Annotated in this window: 12 protein-coding genes and 1 tRNA gene; all 13 read right to left on the bottom strand. The window is 40.2% G+C overall.

All coding sequences use genetic code 11. From position 1 onward, the window contains the following. Positions 1 to 80: 80 nt before the first annotated feature. The 13 genes from B4B65_RS05970 to B4B65_RS05910 all read right to left on the bottom strand — a co-directional run bounded on the left by B4B65_RS05970 (position 81) and on the right by B4B65_RS05910 (position 20,673). Positions 81 to 155: transfer RNA gene (locus tag B4B65_RS05970), tRNA-Val, on the bottom strand. A 276-nt stretch (positions 156 to 431) separates the two neighbouring features. Then, positions 432 to 2,423, bottom strand: coding sequence for a putative porin (locus tag B4B65_RS05965; RefSeq protein ID WP_293914291.1), 1,992 nt, complete (start codon positions 2,421 to 2,423; stop codon positions 432 to 434). 62 nt (positions 2,424 to 2,485) lie between these two features. Beyond that, complete coding sequence (locus B4B65_RS05960) at positions 2,486 to 3,301, bottom strand: purine-nucleoside phosphorylase (RefSeq protein WP_201680871.1); 816 nt, start codon at positions 3,299 to 3,301, stop codon at positions 2,486 to 2,488. 80 nt (positions 3,302 to 3,381) lie between these two features. After that, entirely contained in the window at positions 3,382 to 4,869 is a 1,488-nt protein-coding gene (locus B4B65_RS05955; RefSeq protein ID WP_201680872.1) for a sodium:solute symporter, read from the bottom strand. Between the two features lie 28 nt (positions 4,870 to 4,897). After that, on the bottom strand, positions 4,898 to 5,719 hold the full coding sequence (gene murQ, locus B4B65_RS05950) for an N-acetylmuramic acid 6-phosphate etherase (RefSeq protein ID WP_201680873.1): 822 nt from the start codon (positions 5,717 to 5,719) through the stop codon (positions 4,898 to 4,900). A 31-nt stretch (positions 5,720 to 5,750) separates the two neighbouring features. Then, complete coding sequence (locus B4B65_RS05945) at positions 5,751 to 8,252, bottom strand: glycoside hydrolase family 9 protein (RefSeq protein ID WP_293914286.1); 2,502 nt, start codon at positions 8,250 to 8,252, stop codon at positions 5,751 to 5,753. An 18-nt stretch (positions 8,253 to 8,270) separates the two neighbouring features. Continuing rightward, the gene (locus B4B65_RS05940) at positions 8,271 to 10,127 is read right to left on the bottom strand and encodes a PQQ-binding-like beta-propeller repeat protein (protein ID WP_293914284.1); all 1,857 of its coding nucleotides are present in this window, start codon (positions 10,125 to 10,127) and stop codon (positions 8,271 to 8,273) included. An 18-nt stretch (positions 10,128 to 10,145) separates the two neighbouring features. Next, a complete protein-coding gene (locus B4B65_RS05935) occupies positions 10,146 to 11,375 on the bottom strand; it encodes an exo-beta-N-acetylmuramidase NamZ family protein (RefSeq protein WP_293914282.1) in 1,230 nt (409 codons plus the stop codon). 65 nt (positions 11,376 to 11,440) lie between these two features. Then, on the bottom strand, positions 11,441 to 13,282 hold the full coding sequence (locus B4B65_RS05930; RefSeq protein ID WP_293914280.1) for a RagB/SusD family nutrient uptake outer membrane protein: 1,842 nt from the start codon (positions 13,280 to 13,282) through the stop codon (positions 11,441 to 11,443). 10 nt (positions 13,283 to 13,292) lie between these two features. After that, positions 13,293 to 16,814 carry a SusC/RagA family TonB-linked outer membrane protein gene (locus B4B65_RS05925; RefSeq protein WP_293914278.1) on the bottom strand — a complete coding sequence of 1,174 codons (3,522 nt, stop codon included), beginning with the start codon at positions 16,812 to 16,814 and terminating at the stop codon, positions 13,293 to 13,295. A 383-nt stretch (positions 16,815 to 17,197) separates the two neighbouring features. After that, positions 17,198 to 18,220, bottom strand: coding sequence for a glycoside hydrolase family 18 protein (locus B4B65_RS05920; protein WP_236582317.1), 1,023 nt, complete (start codon positions 18,218 to 18,220; stop codon positions 17,198 to 17,200). A gap of 46 nt (positions 18,221 to 18,266) precedes the next feature. Continuing rightward, on the bottom strand, positions 18,267 to 19,901 hold the full coding sequence (locus B4B65_RS05915; RefSeq protein ID WP_293914274.1) for a PKD domain-containing protein: 1,635 nt from the start codon (positions 19,899 to 19,901) through the stop codon (positions 18,267 to 18,269). Position 19,902: 1 nt separating this feature from the next. After that, positions 19,903 to 20,673, bottom strand: coding sequence for a hypothetical protein (locus tag B4B65_RS05910; RefSeq protein ID WP_293914272.1), 771 nt, complete (start codon positions 20,671 to 20,673; stop codon positions 19,903 to 19,905). Positions 20,674 to 20,675: the final 2 nt, after the last annotated feature.

Genomic DNA, 20,675 nt, shown 5'->3' with positions numbered 1-20,675 from the left:
ACTGGGTTCGAACCAGTGACCCTCTGCTTGTAAGGCAGATGCTCTGAACCAGCTGAGCTAAGCCTCCTTTTAATTAAGTGTGGAGAATACTGGGTTCGAACCAGTGACCCTCTGCTTGTAAGGCAGATGCTCTGAACCAGCTGAGCTAATTCTCCTTATATTTTTAACGGATTTTATACCGTCTATTGCTTTCTGACCAGTGACTATTCCGATTTGTATCGGAATGCTCTGAACCAGCTGAGCTAATTCTCCTTGTATTTTTAACAGATTTTATTCTGTCTGTGGATTTTTGATTATCTCAAAAATGCAATCGTTCTTTCTGATTGCGTGTGCAAATATAGGCGATTATTTCGATTTACAAAACAATTTGTAATATATTTTTATTGATTAAAATACAATTAACTCAAAAACAACCACATAAATTCTTCTGATTAATCATAGAATTTCCAACTCACACCAAACCGAAGATTCGCTTCGTTCATCGGATATCTTCTCACAGTATAATATCCTTTTGGATAAATGAATTGATTGATAAAATTATAGCTGATAAATAAGTTCACTCTTTTTATATTGGCTGTAGCCCATACATCAACAATCGGATATGTAGAAAATTCTATACCCACATTATCATTATAAAACTGTCCGGAATTGATCGAATAAGACGGTGTACGGAATGGTGTATTGAATTTGACATCTGTACCCAGATTGAAATCCAGAACCTTGTATAATTTATTGTTGTAATAGAAGCTATGCCAGGTGTATATTTCAGGAATTGCTAAAATACCTGCAGCATCAGATTTTTGATAGACCACCAAATTGTTTAAATGGAAGTTACCAAACTTAAAGTTTTGTCCTACAGATATTCTCAATAAATTCAGATTTCCAAATTGCGCCGGTTCTATTTGCCTTGCCAGCTCGGCATTGTTGCTGGGATTATCTACTTCCTTAAAATAAAGATAATTGCTGATCAGAAAGTATTCAGCCTTACCTGTAAATCCTATTTTATTATTTTTATAGGCAAAAGAAAGATTCTGTGTTTTTGTTTTATCAAAACTATTGTCCCATTTATGATAGGTGTAGTTTAAACGGTCAAAGATCATCTCCGGTGACTTATTCTGACTATAGGCGCCCAAACTGATCTTACCGGCATTTTCACTTAACAGTACATCTGCTTTTGCTTCATACAGATAATCACCAAAGTTACGGCCCAGTATAATTTGGTCAACTCTTCCTTGAAAATTTACCCTGTCGCTAAACTTATACCCTATTGTCCCCCAGACGGTGCTGTTCTGAAAAAATTCATTGCCAAGTGTATCTTTTGAGCCCGAATACCAGATCAGATCATTTTTAAATCCCAGATCCAGCTTGGCTTCATTCTTAAGCTTTCCTCCCGGTCTTAAATAGAATGTATACGTAAATTCATTGGATATATTAGTAATAGAGGTCGTATCTCGTGTAAGAACACTTCCTCCTACCGGGAAAGCATCATATGAATCGGCTTCGTTCTTAAAAAACAGAAATTTCTGCATGCGGATAGATGAGTTGTGAGAAACAGCATTGGTCGGATGTATCTCCATTTCGGGTGTCCCTGCATTGATCGTATCTAACCGGCCTATGTAATAAGACTGACGAAGAAAAAATGAATTATCTTTCCATTTATTGTAAGGTCGGTTTGCTGTTTGCCCGCTTAGCTTTGTTTCATAAGTATATTTGGCCTGCCCTGTCGTATCCTGAAAGATATTATTATTCACTACCGAACCATTCTCCGTAGCATCTAAGGAATTGAAGACCGCATTGACAAGCATATTGTACCGTAGGTTGGATGATTCGTACCAGGAGAAGACAGCCGCTTTACGATCACTGTAATTCTGATTCTTATAATATCCATCCGTATTGGTTGCATGATATTCCGCTCCTATATTCCAATGCGGTGTAATATTTTGTGCAATTTTGGCTTTAAAAACCTGATCATCAAAGAAAAATCCGACGGCATACAGTTCCGAATATCGGGCTCGTGCTCTGTAATACTGTATAGAGTCCGGTCGCAGTAAATAGCGCTCCATAGCATGAAATCCACTCTGAAATCCAATCGTCTTATTCGGATTGAAAAGGAGGTCACGGCTTGCCAGTCCATAGGATCCCAGATTTATACTTGGGTTCCACGGTAAATTTTGCTTATTAAAGTACTGAAAATTGCGATGTGAGGTATCAATCTGTACGGTATAAGTCGCCTGTTTCAGCATGTCTAATGTGGCATAACGGACATATCTTGCCGTAAATTCTACCGAATCCTTTTTGTTATCCTCTTTTGCTCGTGCAGAGTCCAGAGCAGTACTCCACTCTTCCCCTTCTTGAGCGTGCGCTTGCCCAAGTCCCAAACTGACACAGCATATTAATGCTAAAACGCGGAGTAAAATTCTCATCTACAATCTTTCGAAATTTATTTTGTTGTTTCCTGCTTCAAAAATAACGCTAAAAAACAAAATTATTGTAGTGCAATTAATTCTTTCATAATTGCCGTCATTTTGGGTTCAGATCTGGCAGCTACATCTACAATCTCCTGAAGTGAAACAGGTTTAAGTTCCTCATGAAATCCTTCGTCAGTCACAACTGAAATAGCGAACACAGGTAATCCCATATGATTTGCAACAATAACTTCCGGGACGGTACTCATACCGACAATATCTCCGCCAATAATACGCATATATCGATATTCTGCCCGGGTTTCAAGATTAGGTCCCGGAGTAGATACATAAACCACTTTATGCGCTTTCAAATCTAACCGGTGAGCTATATCCATAGCCTGTTTGATCATTGTCGGATCATAAGGTCTGCTCATATCCGGAAAACGCGGTCCGAATATATTTTCATTTCCTCCACGTAAAGGGTTATCCGGCAACAAGTCGATATGATCATCTATAATTCCTAAATCTCCTTTTTTGATCTCCGGATTGAGTGAGCCTGAAGCATTGGATACAAATAGCTTTTGTATGCCTAATACCTTCATAACGCGAACCGGAAAAGTAATTTCACGCATACTATATCCTTCATAGTAATGAAGTCTTCCCTGCATAGCGACAACTCTGCGGCCATTTAAAGTTCCAAAGATCAGTTTTCCGGAATGAAACTCTACGGTGGAAATTGGAAAGTTAGGGATATTTGAGTACATAAGCTGGAATTCGACGTCGATTTCATCGACCAATTTTCCCAACCCTGTTCCCAGGATAATACCGAATTCAGGGACAAAGTCTCCTATTCGCTTTTTGATAAAGGATACGGTTTCTTCTATAGATTGATACATGCGTGCAAAAAAAAGTTTAAATTCAAACTTAATGCATTTTTTTTGCACGCACAAATATCAAATCGTATTCTTAGGTAGATTTAGAGTGCTTTTGTATCGGCATGCTGTTTACCCGGAGATGTGATGATCAGCATCAGGGCCGTTAAAAATCCGTTATATACAATCAATTCGTAACCGATTCTATATGTCGTATGTGGCACAATCAGAAAGTAATTGATCAAGAATAATATAACCGGAGAAAGTACACAGATAAATGGCACCAGATTGTCATTGACACGATATCTGGTCAAAATCCCTAAAGCAAATAATCCCAACAGCGGACCATATGTATAACTTGCAGCTACGAAGATTGCTGTAACAACAGAATCATCATTGAGGATTCTGAAAATCAAAATTACAACAAGCATCAGTACGGAGAAGCCCACATGTACCCAATTGCGCTGACGTACTAATGCCGGATCGTTCGGATTAGCCTTTTTATTAAAGTTAAGGAAATCTACACAAAAAGATGTTGTCAGAGCCGTCAGGGCTGAATCTGTCGTCGCAAATGTAGCTGCAGTAAGTCCCATCATAAAGATAATACCCGGAGCAAGGGAAAGATAATTCAATGCAATCTCAGGATATAAATAATCCGGAGTGCGCAAAGCAGAAACATCAATATTATTCTCTGCAGCATAGATATACAATAAGGCTCCTACTGCCAGAAAAAACAGATTGATAACAACAAATATGCTGGTAAATGTCAACATATTTTTCTGTGCTTCACCAATCGTACTCATACTTAAATTCTTCTGCATAAGATCCTGATCCAGTCCTGTCATAGCGATGGTAACAAATATACCTCCGATAAAATTCTTCAGGAAGTGATTCTTATCTCCTAACAGATCCTCCCAAACGAATATAGAAGAGTATGAACTGTTTTTTACTTTTTCAAATGCTTCAACTACTGAAATTCCAAGACCGTCCGCCATGAAATAGATGGATAGTACAACTGCCAGTAGCAAAAAGAATGTCTGCAACGTATCGGTGATAATAATAGTCTTAAGACCACCCTTATTTGTATACATCCAGATCAGTATCAGGCAGATCGCAATCGTTACTGCAAAAGGAACCTGAAGAGAATCAAATATAAATTTCTGCAGGATGATGGCAACTAAGTAAAGTCGGAATGCAGACCCTATCGTTCTGGATATCAAAAATATCATCGCCCCGCTTTTATAGCTTTTATGCCCGAATCGTTCTTCTAAATAGGTGTAAATAGAAGTCAGATTCATGCGGTAATAGAGTGGTAATAACACATAAGCGATCATCACAAACCCGACAGCATTACCCAGCACAAACTGAAAGTAGCTGAAGTTGGTATGTCCTACTGCACCAGGAACAGAAATAAATGTAACTCCTGACAGCGCTGTACCTATCATTCCAAAAGCAACCATATACCATTTGGAATTACGGTTGGCAACAAAAAATGTAGAGTTGTCAGATGATTTTCTGGATGTAAAATAGGCTACTCCGAGCAAAAGTCCGAAATAAACCAATAAAAAGGTTAATAATATAAAAGGTGACATGTGTTTAGTTTGATTGTTTTAGCGTTAGTTATCCTTTACTTACATAATTCTCAATTGCCTTTCGGACATTTCCAAATTCTTCCAGTAATTCTGATGCAGTTAATTCATCAGCACCAGTTTCATCCATAATAATACGAACACCTCTGGCTACCAGTTTATGATTGGACAACTGCATATCTACCATTTTATTCCCTTTGACACGTCCCAAACGAATCATGATAGAAGTACTTAACATATTAAGGACCAGCTTTTGTGCAGTACCGGCTTTCATGCGGGTAGATCCTGTTACAAACTCAGGGCCTACGATCACTTCCACAGGTAATTGAGCTACTGCAGCGATAGGAGAGCCGCCATTACAAACAATACATCCTGTGATTAATCCTTTTTCATTGGCTGTGGTCAATCCACCGATGACATAGGGAGTAGTTCCGGATGCTGCGATACCGATCACCACATCCTTTTCATTTACACCATATTCTTCAAGGTCTTTCCATGCCTGCTCGATATCATCTTCTGCAAATTCTACAGCTTTACGTATTGCGGTATCACCTCCGGCGATCAATCCGATAATCCAGTCAAAGGGAACTCCAAATGTAGGAGGGCATTCGGATGCATCCAGGATACCAAGGCGACCGCTTGTCCCTGCTCCGATATAGAAAAGACGTCCTCCGGTCTTCATTTTCTCTACAGTCGCTGTTACTAGCCTTTCAATCTGAGGAATTGCTCGTTCTACAGCTAAAGGGACTGTTTTATCCTCTGCATTTATGTTGGTTAACAATTCGTGTACAGACATTTTGTCCAGGTCCTGATAGTTGGATTCTTTCTCTGTGGTGTTAATCATCTTTATCATTGTCTTAATCACTTGTATATGCTGCGCTATATTACAGCATGTCGTTTATCACTTTAAAATGGTAATCTTTTTTTCTTAAATCTTTAATCAGGCGAGGGAGTAAAGTATAAAATTTATCTTTTCGCTTTGGATCCGTCCCCAAATGTACTAATATAATGTATCCGTTTAATCCTTCTTTTTGTTCCTTTTCAATCAATTGATTATAAATAGTTTCTGAATCCAGATAACGGCTACCCATTTCCGGATATGTGTAATCTGCAGCCGTTCTTAACCCTGGCGTAAAATTTACAACCTGGACTCCTTCTTGTTCAGCCCATGAAACAATATCTGTATTATACCACTCGTATGAAGGTAAGAAATATCTCGCAACATCTCTCTCTACTCCATATTTTTTCATTTTCTGAAAATTATTATTCAGATCCTGCGAAAATTCTGCTTTTGAAACCCGTGTATGTTCACGGTCTTCCCAATCACAGTACAACAAATGCTGATCAGAATGAGGAGCGAGATAATGTCCTCTTTTCACTATCTCCTTTGTGTAATCAGCGGTATTCGGATTATCCAGAAACCTGCCGGTAACAAAGAAAGATCCTTGAACTTTTTCCTTTTTCAATGTTTCCAGAATAGAAGTCGCTCCATCATAGAATTCATCTGCTGTAAAGACTAAGGAAATATTCTTTTTAGTGGGATCACCTTTTATTATCGCACCATAATTATCTTTTACCACATGATGGGCACCCTCTTCCTGAGCTGCTAACAAATACACCAGTGAAGCCGTGCCATCCATAGTCGGCTCATTTGTACTGTAATCACCATAATCATCATGGTAAACCGCCAGTTCGCTCTGGAATTCAGCATATTCATCTTCCTCATTCAGTTTAATGCCGATCAGATTATTGAATATAGAAGAATATACCGGGCCATCTACCAGTCCTCCATCGATAGGATAGTTTCCAATCTTTGTAAATGCAGAGTGGGGGTCCACAGGCGTATCCCCATCAGCCGGAAGTCCGTACACCATACTTGTACCCCATGGATTGACACCAAATAACCAATCGATATTGGCCTGCTCTAAAGTGGCATAAGAAGAATCACCACTGATTTCACGATACCATCTGCATTGTATAGCGAATGAAACGGTAAGATTATTACTGCACCAGATAAAAGGTACTCCGCGATAGAAGGCATTTTCTTTTGCCCGTGACCACACTTGATCTATACCTTCTTTATAGAATGCAGTTACTTGCTTCTGTTCACCTCCTTTTAACGATTTAGCTAATTCATAGTGCCCAAGATTGATAAAAGGATAATATTGATAATGACTTGCAGTATCTCTGCTCATCCATGGTGTTACTTTTTCCTGCTCTGCGAAATCCAACGCTTTTTTTGCATATGTCTGATCACCTGTTTTGGAAAACATCAGAGCAGAAGCCAGTTCCATATCATCTACCCAATTATCTTCCGCATATATATAAGGTGATTTGACAGAAACGGTCTGCGTTACGCCAGGTTTTATATAGGCATAATCCAGAGCGGACTTTGCTTTGTCCTGTAAGGTACCGGAATAACCCGGATCAACGGACTGAAATAAGGTACTGCCCAATGTAAATGCACTTGAGAACTTCGCTGCTGTAGAACTTGTACCTGTAGTATTGTTCATAAATTTACCGCGTTGCTGTGGCTCCCCGTCAATAAAATAAACCGGGCGCTCATATCCTCTTCCATAAAACGGATCTTCTTTTGGAATACGCATATTCGTGTGATCCCTGTCATCAGCGATCTGATTAAACATCAGATGTGGCTGAGGATGCATCTTCAGGAGCCAGTCAAGTCCCCATTTTGCTTCATCCAGAACATCTGCAATACCATTTTTACCCGCCAGTCCGTTGGCTTGTTTTGTGTCTTCAAAAACATGAGGGAAATCCCTGTAAGCAGCTAACAGGTGATAAGTCGCATTGGCAGAAGTTGTGGAATACTGAAGATAGTCTGACGCATCATGCCATCCTCCTCCTGCATCGATCCGCGTACTATCCGGAATTCCGGCCTTTCCGGCATACATGGTGAATCCATCATGTGTATGGCAGCTATCCTGCAAAAACGGATTGAAAAGAGTACGTTGTTGTCTCATATATCGCAAAGCAAAATCTGCAGTGCCTTTATAGACATTTTTATTGATCTTAAATTTAGGAGAAACGGTTTTACCGGCTTTAATATAATATTCACCCTCTTTTTGGAAATTAGAAAAATCTAAACGAAGTGAGTGGAGAAATGGCCCGTAAGCTCCGAAATTTTTACCGGTGCTATTTTTAAAGACTGTTTTTTGTGTCTGCACATCGATCAATTCAAATTTCTGAGGTACCGATTGCTCTTTTGAAACCCATACAGCCACTTTGACAGTCTGCGGTATATAACCTACCTGATTAATACGAATCGAGGATTTTTCTTGTGATTTAGCAAGATTAAAACACAAAACAGCACAAAACAGCATCGCTATCTGCATGATTTTTTGCTTATGTTTACGTGTTAATGTCATCTTTTATATTTTCAGTGATTAAGGTTGATATGACAGCGAAACAACTTTACCGTCCATTGTACTTGCAATAATACTATTTTTTTTGCTTACTAATATAGGATTAACCATACCATTTGAAATTTTATATTGCCATTCTATTTCTCCGGACTTCGCATTGACGGCTGAAACCAGCCCTGATTGACTTGGCACAAACACGTAACGTCCCGACGAAACAATTGAAGACGGAGTAAGTTCATAAGGTAATTGTAACTTTGACTGCCAGACAATATCCATACTATCGGCCTGGCTTGAAATACCCAACAATTGTCCGTCCATCGTTTTAACATATACATGCTGACCATCTTTTGACAAGCCCATTGACTCTCTTACACGATAAGGATCTTTTTTAGCTCTCCATATAATATGACCGTCTGAAGCATCCAATGCTGTCATAAATCTGTCCGGAGCCACTACGAAGATACGATCATGAATAGCGACAGGGTAGCAGGCTGCAGCTGAAAACATACGGTTAGCATGTCCGTTATTCCATTCCCAGGCTAATTTACCATCTGCTGTATTCAAGGCATAAAAGCCATTTCCCCAGGATCCGAAGATAACCTTGTCTTTATACAGAGTAGGTAAAGTTGAAACATATCCCTTCACGTGTTCAAAAGTCCATTTTACAATTCCTGAGCTGATATCAACAGCTCTGAATTTGCCGTCAGAACCTCCTATATACGCAATTCCATTGTGTACTAATGGAGACCCCAATACAGACTTATCTGTTTCTACTTTCCATTTCAGCTTTCCATTATCGGCATTAATCCCATAAATACTGTGATCAGAAGACCCTGCAACAATGATATTTTTCCATACAGCTGGAGTAGAATAGACTTTGCCTTTTGTCGCAAAGGACCATACTTTCTTACCGGTATTTATATCTAAGGCAATTATTTCTCCTAATGTATTGGCAGTAATAATAAGGTTTTTATAGCTGTTCATACCAGCCCCTATATCACCCGAATCTTCGAATACCCAATTGACCTTTACTTTATCTTTATACTTCGTATTGACTGTATAGTCAGGTCTTGGATAGACTGTGTTGTCTGTAGCAAACTGATGATCTTTCAATTCCACAGTTGCCCAGGCAGGTTCCAGAGGTTGCCCCGGTTTTTTTACCTGATAAACAGCTTTTCCCTCTCCTATAGTTACAATGTTGTACCCTCCGATGCTATCCTTTGCACGAAGATTAGATCTTCCCATTATACCCGGCACACCTTCCCAGTTGTACTTTACATTAGCGTGTCCGTGACCACAAAATGCCAGTTGTACATTTCTTTTTTTCACACGATCTATAGCTTCAAACCAATTGTTCAGCGAGGAGTCCTGCGGATAATGATTGATATATATTAGAGGTGTCTGTGTATCGGGATTTGCTTTAAAAACAGAATCCATCCATACCAGATTTTCTCTTGGAATCTGGCCGGGGCTCATACGCATATTGGGACCGGAATTGGTCCCCATGAACATAAAGCCTTTGTGTCTGAAAAAAAATGTCTCTCCTCCAAATACTGTTCGAAATGTATTTGCCCCATTTTCGGACCAGTTGCCGTCATGATTGCCGGGTATTACATACCAGGGCAACTGCAGGCTATCCAGAATTTGCTTAGCCAGTTTCAATTCTGCATCTGCCCCGAATTCTGTTATATCTCCAGAGAGAATAACAAAATCCAGTTGTTGCTGCATATTCAGGTCCTGAACCGTTCTGCGCAGGTCTTCTGCTCCTGTTGCTCCTCCAACATGCGTATCAGTCACATGTGCAAATCGGAATGACTGAGCTGAAAGACTTTGTGCAACAAGGAGACAAAGAGCAATAACTATAGATTTAGTAGACATGTTTTTCATTTTTTGGCTTTATTCAAAATCAGGATAGAGCAAATATTGCTTGCGCATCTTTTTATAATCATCCAACTCCTGTTTCCATGAATCACGGATTTGTTGTTCTGTTTTTCCTGCCAGGATCTGCTTTCTTAATTCATCTGTTCCTGCCAGTTTATCAAAAAATTCTGCACGTACAAAGAATTTGGATTTATCCGGCATTTTATCATAGAAGTGAAGGATGTATTTAAGTGTAAACTTCTCCTCATCTGCATTTAGATTTCTAAGATCCAGACCGTAATTAGTCGCTCCTTTGCCTTCTACATGTTTTACCATTCCGGCACGTTCACTTGGGGTAAATGTAAACTGACCATATACGGGATCTGTAAATCCTACTACCTGGAAAGGCCAGTCTGTACCTCGCCCCACGGAAATATCAGTCCCTTCAAACAGACATAGAGAAGTATACAGGCGTACGGAAAGATGATTCGGAAGACTTGGGGATGGAATAACGGGCAGATCATACATCGTTTTGTGATCATAATTCTTAACCGGAATAACTGTTACCTTACATTGTTTTCCTTTTTCCAGCCATTTTTCTCCATTGATCATATGTGCCAGTTCACCCACTGTCAGCCCGTGAATCATAGCAATCTTATGAAAAGAAACATTCGATTTGAATTTATCATCTTTTCTGACCGGACCATCTACCTGATCACCGTTGGGATTAGGTCTGTCCAGTACGATGAGCTCTTTGTTATGTTTGGCACACAACTCCATTACACGATGTAAAGAGGTGATATACGTATAAAACCGGGCTCCCACATCCTGCAGGTCAAATATCATAACATCTACTGACTTTACAATAGAGTCCTGCTTTTCATTACCTCCGTATAAGGTATACAATGGAAGACCGGTTTTCTGATCTACATCATTGCTTACTTTTTCACCACGCTCCACATTTCCGCGAAAACCATGCTCCGGAGCAAATCCAAACTTCAAATTTACTTTCTCTCTTAACAGTACATCGACAAGATGTTCCTTATCTTTTCCGACAATAGAGGTCTGGTTGCCCATTAAACCTACTTTCTTACCTTTCAACAAAGGTAAATATGCAGATAGCTGGTCAGCTCCCGGAAGAGGAGATGAAGCAACAATGGTCTGTGCAACAGAATCATTTCTTACAGCGGCTTGTTTTGATGCTGAAGTACAGGCATTCTGCATCAGTACCACAGTGATAAGTGATAATGTAAATAGTTTTTTCATAAGCAGTAGAAAACACCAGGAGATTTGGTTCTCCCGGTGTTGTATATTTATAATTGTTTAAATAATTACCATCCTGGTGTCTGAGTCAGCGTATAGCCTAACTCTGTATATTGTTGTATCTGATTTAAGCCCACAGGTGCTAAATAGGCTCTATCTGTAAAGGCAACACGATTTGCAAATCTCGCAACCACATAGTATCCTACCAGCGCATCTGCATTATTACCATCATATGTAATAATCTGACCGCTTGCATTTTTTACTTTCAGTACATTTCTATACGTTGCCGTCAATCGGTTTGGCAGATCTTTTTTCACATTTACCCATGGCCCTAAACTGTAATCTTCTTTTACAAAATTCATATAGTTTAGTTTTTTCCAACGTCTGATATCATTGATACGTGCGTATTCATAAACAAACTCCATACGTCTTTCTCTACGGATTTCCCACATCAATTGGGAAATATCGCCTTCACGTGCAGGATCATTTGGTAAATTTGCAAGAGATAAAGGTGCTGTTTTCTTCACTCCTTTATTTGTGGCGTCTGTATCCAGCGGACGATTACGGATTGCATTGATCGACTTATCCAGGTCTGCCTGACTTACTGCCGGACCACCAAAGTTTTCTGCTAAGATCTGCTTTGCTTCAATCCAGTTTAAAACCACTTCTCCAAGGCGTACAACAGGCGCATCACTCACGTTTGTGTTACTACCCCATTTAGCCGGATAGGTCTTACCGATATATGTCAATGCATCTCTTCCTGCAAACTTGTGCGCATAAGCCATAGTGGAAGATGCTGTATTCACCGTATCCATAAATGTGGCCTCGAAACGCGGATCTCTGGTTCTTGCCAGATTTTTCAGCGTAAAATCCTTTGCATTTACAACTGTAGAATTTTGCCATGTCTGACCATCGTTACAGATAAATGCTTTCAACAGATCCAGATTAGCGCCACGAGGCTGCCCTTCCGTACCATTGCTGTAAGAAGATACAGCATGTGTTACTTTCAACACATCATCGTATGATCTGTAGAATATGACTTCTGTATTAGTCGCCAGATTATCTGATGCAAATAGACTTTTGAAATCATTATTAAAACGCCATTTTCCGCTATCCATTACAAATTGAGCTGCTTCAACAGCTAATTCCAGATATTTTTTAGCTCTTGTTGCGTCCAGACCGTGATAATGCTGCCATGATCCTTCAAATAACATCATGTTAGAAATAAGAGCTGCCGCCGCATAACGGTTTACATACTGTGCTCCATCGTCCAGACGCATATTAGCCAGCACGTATTTAAAGTCATCGTACACACGATCCATTACTTCTCCTCTCGGCGTACGTTCTTTGTACATAGACGCCTGATCTGTAGGATCTACCGGAGCGTCATAGTATGGGACATCTCCGAAGACACTGGTTAATCTGGAATATTCAAAACCTCTGAAAAATCTGGCCACAGCCATCCAGTGATTATACTCTTCCTGAGAAAGATTTGCTTTAGCCTGATTATCCAGTCTGTTGATCATGACATTGGATTTACGAACCCATGCAAAATTCCAGTTAGGACCTCCGCCATATTGCTGAGAGAGAATCGCAGGAACTTCAGATGTAGAACCTCTGGTAGCCGGAACAGTCGCCTCAAACCCGGTCTGTGTTCCTTCTGAAGTGAAATCATCTGCCATTGTATAACCGGTCATGGGCGCATATGCCGTTCCAAATCCGGAGTTGTAACCAACAAAGTAATTGGTATAAAAATCATTGGCGTATAATTTTACATCTCCCTGATTTCTCCAAAAATCTTTATCTATAACTTTTGTTTTCTCGGGTCTATCCAGAACATCTTTATTACAGCTTGCTAAACCAACTGTAGTAGCAAGCACTGTATATATGATTTTTTTACTTATTTTCATTTTTGACACATTAAAAATTCAACTGAATACCAAAAGATGCACTTTTAAAGCTTGGAGTACCGACACCTGTTCTTCCTCCGTTATAACTATTGGCATCGAATGAGATTTGACTTCTGCTGCTTGTCGGATTAAAGATAGATTCTCCTTCCACTTCTTCCGGATCGATAGGCAATCCGTTCAATTTATCCCATGTAAAGAAGTTTTCCAGAGAAACATATACTCTTAAATTATTGATCTTAACACGCTCCAGTACATTTCTAGGAATGGTATAACCCAATGTCAGGTTTTTCACTCTTAAATAAGACATATCCAGCAAATAGCGCGATTGAACCTGCATATTATTTACATTTAATGTTCCTGCATTGTTAAATGCTGCAGGATAAAATGCATCCTGATTGTCCGGAGTCCAGTAATCATTGACAAAAGATGCCGGCATAGCTCCGTCAGAAACGTTAAAACCAGGAATAGCCAGGAATCCAACTCCCCATACACTACGCTGTCCTACTCCCTGGAAGAATGCAGAAAGGTCAAATCCTTTATAGTCTGCACCTATTCTGAATCCATACTGATAACGTGGGGTAGAGTTTCCGATAATACGCATATCACCCGGATTTTCTACTGTTCCGTTTCCGTTATCAATCTCACCGTCGCCATTTAAGTCTTTAAATTTGACATCCCCCGGGCCGAAGTAAAAATTGGTTGAATTCTGGAATCTCGGCTGATAAACTGCCTTTTCTCCATTTGGTCCGTCTTTCAGCAAGTATGCTTTACCACCACCGCTGGTATTGTATTTAGACATCTCAGGAGTCAGGCTAACCAGTTGAGGTTTTCCGTTGCCATCTAACACAAAGTCATCATACTGATACAGACGATCTGTCTCATATCCCCAGATATCTCCGTATACACGACCATCATAATTTAATCCAGTACCTCTTTGTGAAGTGTATCCGCTAAATACTGACTTCGCATCATCGATATTAGCTCTTAAATTGATCCCCAATCCATTTTCGAAACGGTGGTTGAAATCAATAGCCAACTCGAAACCTTTCGTTGTCAATGTACCGTAGTTTCCGAATGGAGCGGCAGCACCCAAAGTCCAGGTCGTTCCCTCCATAGGAGCAAACATGTTATTTGTTTTCTTCTGATACCAGTCAAATGTTAAACCCAGTTTGTTTTGGAAGAAACGGGCATCCACACCAAAATCCAATGTCTCCAGATCTTCCCATGTTACTGAAGGTACATTCAACTTAGGCGTTCCCACCGAATTGGTCAACGCACCATTCGCAATCCAACCTGTCTGTCCTGCAGTCATATTTGCGATATACAGATCGGAAGGAACAGCCTGATTTCCGATAATACCCCAGGATCCTCTGAATTTCAGATTACTTAATGTAGGCTTAGCCCATTCCATAAAACTTTCTTCTGAAGCTACCCAACCTGCAGAAAAGGATGGAAACCATCTCCATTTCAAATCCGTTGGAAATTTAGAAGAACCATCATAACGCAGATTCGCTTCTACCAGATATTTGTTTTTAAAGGCATAATTGATACGTCCGAAATATCCCAGTTGAGAATCCCATGATTCACCTCCGCTACCGGTAACTTGTCCCACGGCCAGGTCAAACTGAGGATTAGTGATATCGATCAGGTCCGCACGTTGCGTCCAGTGGTATTGTCCATCTGTAGTCACCCTGTTAAGTCCCAGCATAAATTTGAAATCATGTGCATCATTCAGATTCAGCTGATAGGTGGTGAATGCATTCACTGTATGTCTGCGCTCATTTTCTGAACGCATGTAGATATGATCCTGAGCAGATCCGTTAGCAGTATACGTATCTTTTGAAAGATCATATGCCAATATCGCTCCCGGATCTGTAGCAGCAACAGTCTGTCCGTCACTATTTACATATACAGGCTTACCGTCTTTATCAAATCTTTGCTTTGCAGCAACCCATGAATTGGCTGCTGTATAACGGGTTCCGTTTCTTCTCCAGCTGTAGTCTTCATTTGTGAAAGTATAGTCAATATCTACTTTCCAGTTTTTCATGATATTGACCGTTGCACCTGCATTTAAGTTGATATAATTGCGCAACATGCTGGCATCATTTGCAATGGAGTTTTCGCTCCATGGGCTGCGAATCGGATTTCCGTTTTCGTCATTCCCCATCGGATATAAAGAACTCCATCTGTACATGTACAACCATGGATCGGCTGTGGTAGAGTTGGTTGCATACGGATACGTCTTATTCCGTTGCGCAAACATGGCACCTCCACGTACAGTCAGGTATTTATTCAACTCCGAACTCACACGTAAAGCTGCATTGTATCTTTTGAATTTATCCGAATCGCCAGGTTTCAACATACCACTTTGATTCAGTGAACCAAAAGACATGGTATACTTAGTTTTATTCAGATTACCATTCAGTGACAAGTTATGTGTCTGTGTAGGCGCCCATTCACGGATCATATAATCATATGGATCGTAGGTACGTACACCATACTTCTTAGTCGGATCTCCCGGGTTTACATACCAGTCACGACCATATACCGTCGGATCATTAGCACCAATAGTGGATCCGTATTTTTTATCCCATTCTACTGCTTTTTCATAGCTCTCGCGGTTTACTTTATAAAACGCTCCCGTTTCTACCGCTCCGATACGGTCCAATGCATCCATTGTATATTTCAATGCATTGACGCGTCCCATTTCATATTTTTTGAAAGGGTTTTGGAAAGAAAAGTTGTTAGAGTAGTTAATGTTGATTTTTTCCTGCGTGCCACCAGTCTTACTCGTAATGAGAATAACACCAAAAGCAGCTTTTGCTCCATAAATAGAAGATGCAGCAGCATCTTTCAGTACAGAGATGGATTCGATATCTTCCGGATTGACATACTGAATACTTGGAATTTCCACATTATCCAATAAGATTAATGGATTACTGTTTCCCTGCATAGAAGAAATTGCACCACGGATTCTGATCCTTGGATCAGAGCCAACTTCACCGCTGGGTATAGTAACACTCAGTCCGGGAGTTGTTCCCTGTATAGCACGACCGACGTCAGCGATAGGCCTACTCTGCAGGTTTTCTTTCACATTGATAGTAGACACAGCTCCGGTTAGATTCCCCTTTTTCTGTGTACCGTATCCTACAACAACGACCTCATCAAGTGTGGACTCATCACTCGTCAGGGTTACATTTAAGGTGTTGGAAGTAACAGTCAGATCTTTAGATGTAAATCCTACACTTGAAAAACGGATCTTAGCTCCGATAGGAGCTGTAAGACGGAACTGCCCATTGGCATCCGTTTGTGTAGAAGTAGTGGTTCCCACCACAGAGACAGTAACACCCGCTAATGGTCCATCCGGACCGGATACTGTCCCTTGAACCGTCCCTTGCTCCATTCGTAGATTCGAACTCATGTACGAAGTTGCTTCGCGGACGAGTGCATTACCTTTTACATTTCCGGCATTTGCTTCCGAAAACGGTAAGGATAATCCTAGAGCAACAGAAAATAGTAGAAATTTTCTCATACTTTTTTAGATTAAATTAGCTTGTTTTTTAAAAGTAGATTTTAAAAAGTTTTGCCTGTTTATGTTTGTTTTGTTTTAAATCAGGATAAAAGTATGCAAGAAATATGGATATAATTAACATTTATTAACAAATAAAGTGAGGAAACACTTACTTTGCCGGGCAATAATTCTTATTTAAGCTCTTCTAAAAAGCAAGAACAAGCAAGTAAGGTTTTGAAAATGCGCACAAAAACGCACAATAATCAGATTGACTGCTATTTACCGCAGAGAAGGATAGTGTAATAAATACACTATTTTGTCACGTTTACGATACAATTGCGTTTATAACAAAAAATGCCGGCACTTTATTACCGGCATTTAAAAACGATTAAGTTGGTGAATACTTACTTTGCAGCAGCAAAACCCACTTTTATTAAAGATTGTGCTCCTACAGCATCCTGACCCCATTCCCAAAACATAATTCCATTTCCTTTTTGTTTGGCCAGCTGTGTTTTCAGCCTGATGGTATTTTCACCATTGTAATAATAGGTTTTTCCATCTTTAGTAAATTCATCAGCATTTGCATTCGCTCCCATCGCCAGTAAATCCCGATATGGAGTCGCCGCATTTGCAGCCGTTTTTCCATAAGCCGGCAAGCCTAAAACAGCCTTATTTGCCGGAAGTCCTTTTTCTGTTATCCAGATATTGAGTACACGCTCTGCCATACCAAAGCTTGCATGATGATTGGGATTGGCCGAATCTGTTCCGATACCATCATAGGCCATGAGGTTAACAAAATCACAGGCATCGATAGCCTCTTTGCTGATTCCTTCTTTGACAGTTCCGGCAAAGATTCCTGCCGTCACAGCCATACTTAATGTACGATGCCAGGAGTGAAGCTCAGCCCCCAGCTCCTGCATAAATATGCCAAATGTAACATCATTCGCCTTATTGGATCTGGGGTATTCCCAATCCATATCTACACCATCGAACTGGTTCTGAAGCGTAAAGCTCACTATATTTGCAATAAACTTGGATCGCAACTGCGGATTGGAAACAATCGTCGTAAATACTGAATCCACACCATTCATTGCGATTACAATTTTCTTATTATGACGCTTTACCAATTTCACTGCAGCCTGCATGTTCTCCTTTGTTCCCTGCAAAACCAATGACCCATCCGACTTAGGCTGCATAAACGCGTATATCACGTGCGTCAAACTCTCCAACGCTGTGGTATCTATAGCAGCAACAGTCCGGTAGCTTGGCAGATAAACAACCGTTTTAAATGAAAGATCTGGCTGATAAGGAGTTGTCGGCTTGACAAACTGATCTGCTCCGTAACCATCCGGCACCCAGATAACATCCTTCTTACAGGACACCAATGTTACCAGAAGAGTTATACCCAATATTAAAAATTTCTTCATGTTCATTTTATTTAGCCCCTACATTTCTGAAGGGGCAGATTATATCTTATCGTTTTACCTGATCAATAGCGATACCATAAGGCGCATATCCTTTGATAATAAATTCAGGAGTTTCATTTGTTCCTAACTTATATCTCAAGACTCCGGATTTAGATCCCGAACCCACTGTCTGTGGTGCATTTGCACCGCTTGCATCAGCTTTATTACGGTAGCCAAAGTATAGATAACCCTTTCCGGTCTCATCTACATCGACATCCATACCGGTTACATAGATAGTCTCATTTGTATTATCCGGTGCTACATAACCCTGATCACTAAAGCCTGTCGTAGTAAAGCCCATTACAGCAGGATCATTATAAACGGCGACAATATTATTACCAGCCATATCTGAACGGTAAATTCCAGGGATATATGTTCCTGCTCTGTTGATCGCAAAATAGATTTGCTTATTGACTTGATCCACCACAAACTGACGTACACCCAGAGACCTAATAGTTCCTGAAAGAGAGCCTATAAATGCTCCTGCCTTGCTGAACTTATGAATTCCGACGCCAGCTGTACCGGTAAACGAAACCCAGATTTCCCCATTCACCTCTTTTATTCCGCTATAGAAATGTGTAGAAGAAGAAAATCCGGGAATATTGGTCGCTGTAGGTCTGAATTTAAAGTTAGGATAAGGAATCTCTACCCCGCCACCTGCAGCTACATACACACCATTGTTACGGCTTGTCCACCAGACGTTACCATCTGAGTCAACGGTGTTCATCCAAGGATCCAGATTATATTCGGATGCACCAACAACACTTCTCTTTGTCAAGGTAGTCTCTCCTGTTCCATCCAGATTAAAATATTTTACAAAACCATCTCCGTTTGCATTGGTACCGGTACTAAAACGCAATCCAAGACCAGCATCTGACAGATAAACCTTGCCATTACCTATAGACAAACCTAATGGACTGACACCGGTGGTAATTCCAAGATCAACTACGGTAGACGGCGCCAAAGTCGTCAGTTTATATTTGTAGATTTTCTTGGTAATGACATCCGTAAAATAAATGGTTTTGGCCAGTTCCCCTTTGACATCTACTGCTACTTCTGTTGTTAGCGTTTCTACACCGTCGTTAACGGTCAACTTCACAATCTGACTTCCTTCTTTTGTAAACTTAACAACAGGTTTTTCTAAATCAGAAACGACTCCGTTGCCAAAATCCCAGCTATAGGTCACCGTTTTTCCAGGATACGTGAATATGCTGGCGGAGAATTGTGCGTCAGTATAGACGGCTATATTCTCAGGCACATTAATCTTAGGCTGCATTTTAGGGATAACGATTTTTTTCGTAATCTCCTTTTTCTGATCACCTTGCCAGGTGGTCAGACTGACACTGTATTCTCCCGGAAGTTCATAAAAAATAGTATCCGGAACCATCTTTTCAGATGTGGTCACATCCTGTACCTTCCCTTTACTATCGATAATCTTTGCTCCGTCAAACTGCCATTGAAATTTATCTGCATTCTTCGATCGGTTTGTTAGCACTACTTTTGCCGGAGCTGTAATAGCATATTCCGGGAAATCAAAGTTTGCGATATACTCACCCTGCTGGCCAATACTGGTTATCTCATCCTTTGAACAGCCTAATATGATAAGGCCGATAAATAGGTATAAAAATTTAACTGTCTTCATATTATAAACTGTTTTCGAATGTTCTGGTCGCTACTGTAGCAGTACCTGTTGAAGTTATAGCCGCCACATCTATTGTCACACTGTATTTTCCTACTTTTTTAATACTGTTGACAACGGGAAGCAATTGTTCTTTTGTCAATGTCTGCTTTAGATTATTGATCCCCGTCTGTGACAACACATAAGTTCCGCCATTCGTAAAATGACTGGCAGGAGCACTCGGATACAAGACCAAATAATCGGCTCTGGTGATCGTGTAAGCTAGCAAGCCTTTCAGTATCTCAAATTCCTGATCAGACAATTTTGTAATCAAGCTACTGTTATTCGGATACTTACCTTCTTTAACAACCATCGGATACCTTCCTACCATCACATAATTATTCGTTACTGTCACCCAATATTTATCCATATCGGCAGCAGCAACTTTCAACCATGAATTTGCTTTTGCAATGGAATCTATAACAGTCAGGGTCGATTCAGTTTCTCCTTTTGTCAATAACTGAGTTCCGTTTTTAAGACTCATATTAATACCGAATGTTTCGACTATGGTCTCCATAAATCTCACTTCTGAAAATTTATCATCACGCTGCCAGGTAGAGGCTGTCACTTGTAAGGTATCTCCGATTGCCGGCCGTGTATTATTATACGACACTCTCAACTGTGCAGCAAACTGACCGTTTGTTTCTCCCAATTCTGAAATGGGATCATTTTTTTCACAAGAAATCAAAGCACATGCTAAGACTATTGCATATAGTATGTTCGTTATCTTTCTCATTC

The sequence above is a fragment of the Sphingobacterium sp. UBA5789 genome (genome assembly GCF_002418355.1).
GTDB lineage: Bacteria > Bacteroidota > Bacteroidia > Sphingobacteriales > Sphingobacteriaceae > Sphingobacterium.
The sequence above is the reverse complement of the archived record's forward strand: the minus strand, read 5'-3'. Positions and strand labels throughout refer to the sequence as shown.

Excerpts from the sequence above, each read along its gene's own strand:
- B4B65_RS05955 (WP_201680872.1), bottom strand. The coding sequence starts at position 4,869 with ATGTCACCTTTTATATTATTAACCTTTTTATTGGTTTATTTCGGACTT.
- B4B65_RS05940 (WP_293914284.1), bottom strand. The coding sequence starts at position 10,127 with ATGTCTACTAAATCTATAGTTATTGCTCTTTGTCTCCTTGTTGCACAA.
- B4B65_RS05925 (WP_293914278.1), bottom strand. The coding sequence starts at position 16,814 with ATGAGAAAATTTCTACTATTTTCTGTTGCTCTAGGATTATCCTTACCG.
- B4B65_RS05910 (WP_293914272.1), bottom strand. The coding sequence starts at position 20,673 with ATGAGAAAGATAACGAACATACTATATGCAATAGTCTTAGCATGTGCT.
- B4B65_RS05915 (WP_293914274.1), bottom strand. The coding sequence starts at position 19,901 with ATGAAGACAGTTAAATTTTTATACCTATTTATCGGCCTTATCATATTA.
- B4B65_RS05930 (WP_293914280.1), bottom strand. The coding sequence starts at position 13,282 with ATGAAAATAAGTAAAAAAATCATATATACAGTGCTTGCTACTACAGTT.
- murQ (WP_201680873.1), bottom strand. The coding sequence starts at position 5,719 with ATGATAAAGATGATTAACACCACAGAGAAAGAATCCAACTATCAGGAC.
- B4B65_RS05965 (WP_293914291.1), bottom strand. The coding sequence starts at position 2,423 with ATGAGAATTTTACTCCGCGTTTTAGCATTAATATGCTGTGTCAGTTTG.
- B4B65_RS05960 (WP_201680871.1), bottom strand. The coding sequence starts at position 3,301 with ATGTATCAATCTATAGAAGAAACCGTATCCTTTATCAAAAAGCGAATA.
- B4B65_RS05920 (WP_236582317.1), bottom strand. The coding sequence starts at position 18,220 with ATGAAGAAATTTTTAATATTGGGTATAACTCTTCTGGTAACATTGGTG.
- B4B65_RS05945 (WP_293914286.1), bottom strand. The coding sequence starts at position 8,252 with ATGACATTAACACGTAAACATAAGCAAAAAATCATGCAGATAGCGATG.
- B4B65_RS05935 (WP_293914282.1), bottom strand. The coding sequence starts at position 11,375 with ATGAAAAAACTATTTACATTATCACTTATCACTGTGGTACTGATGCAG.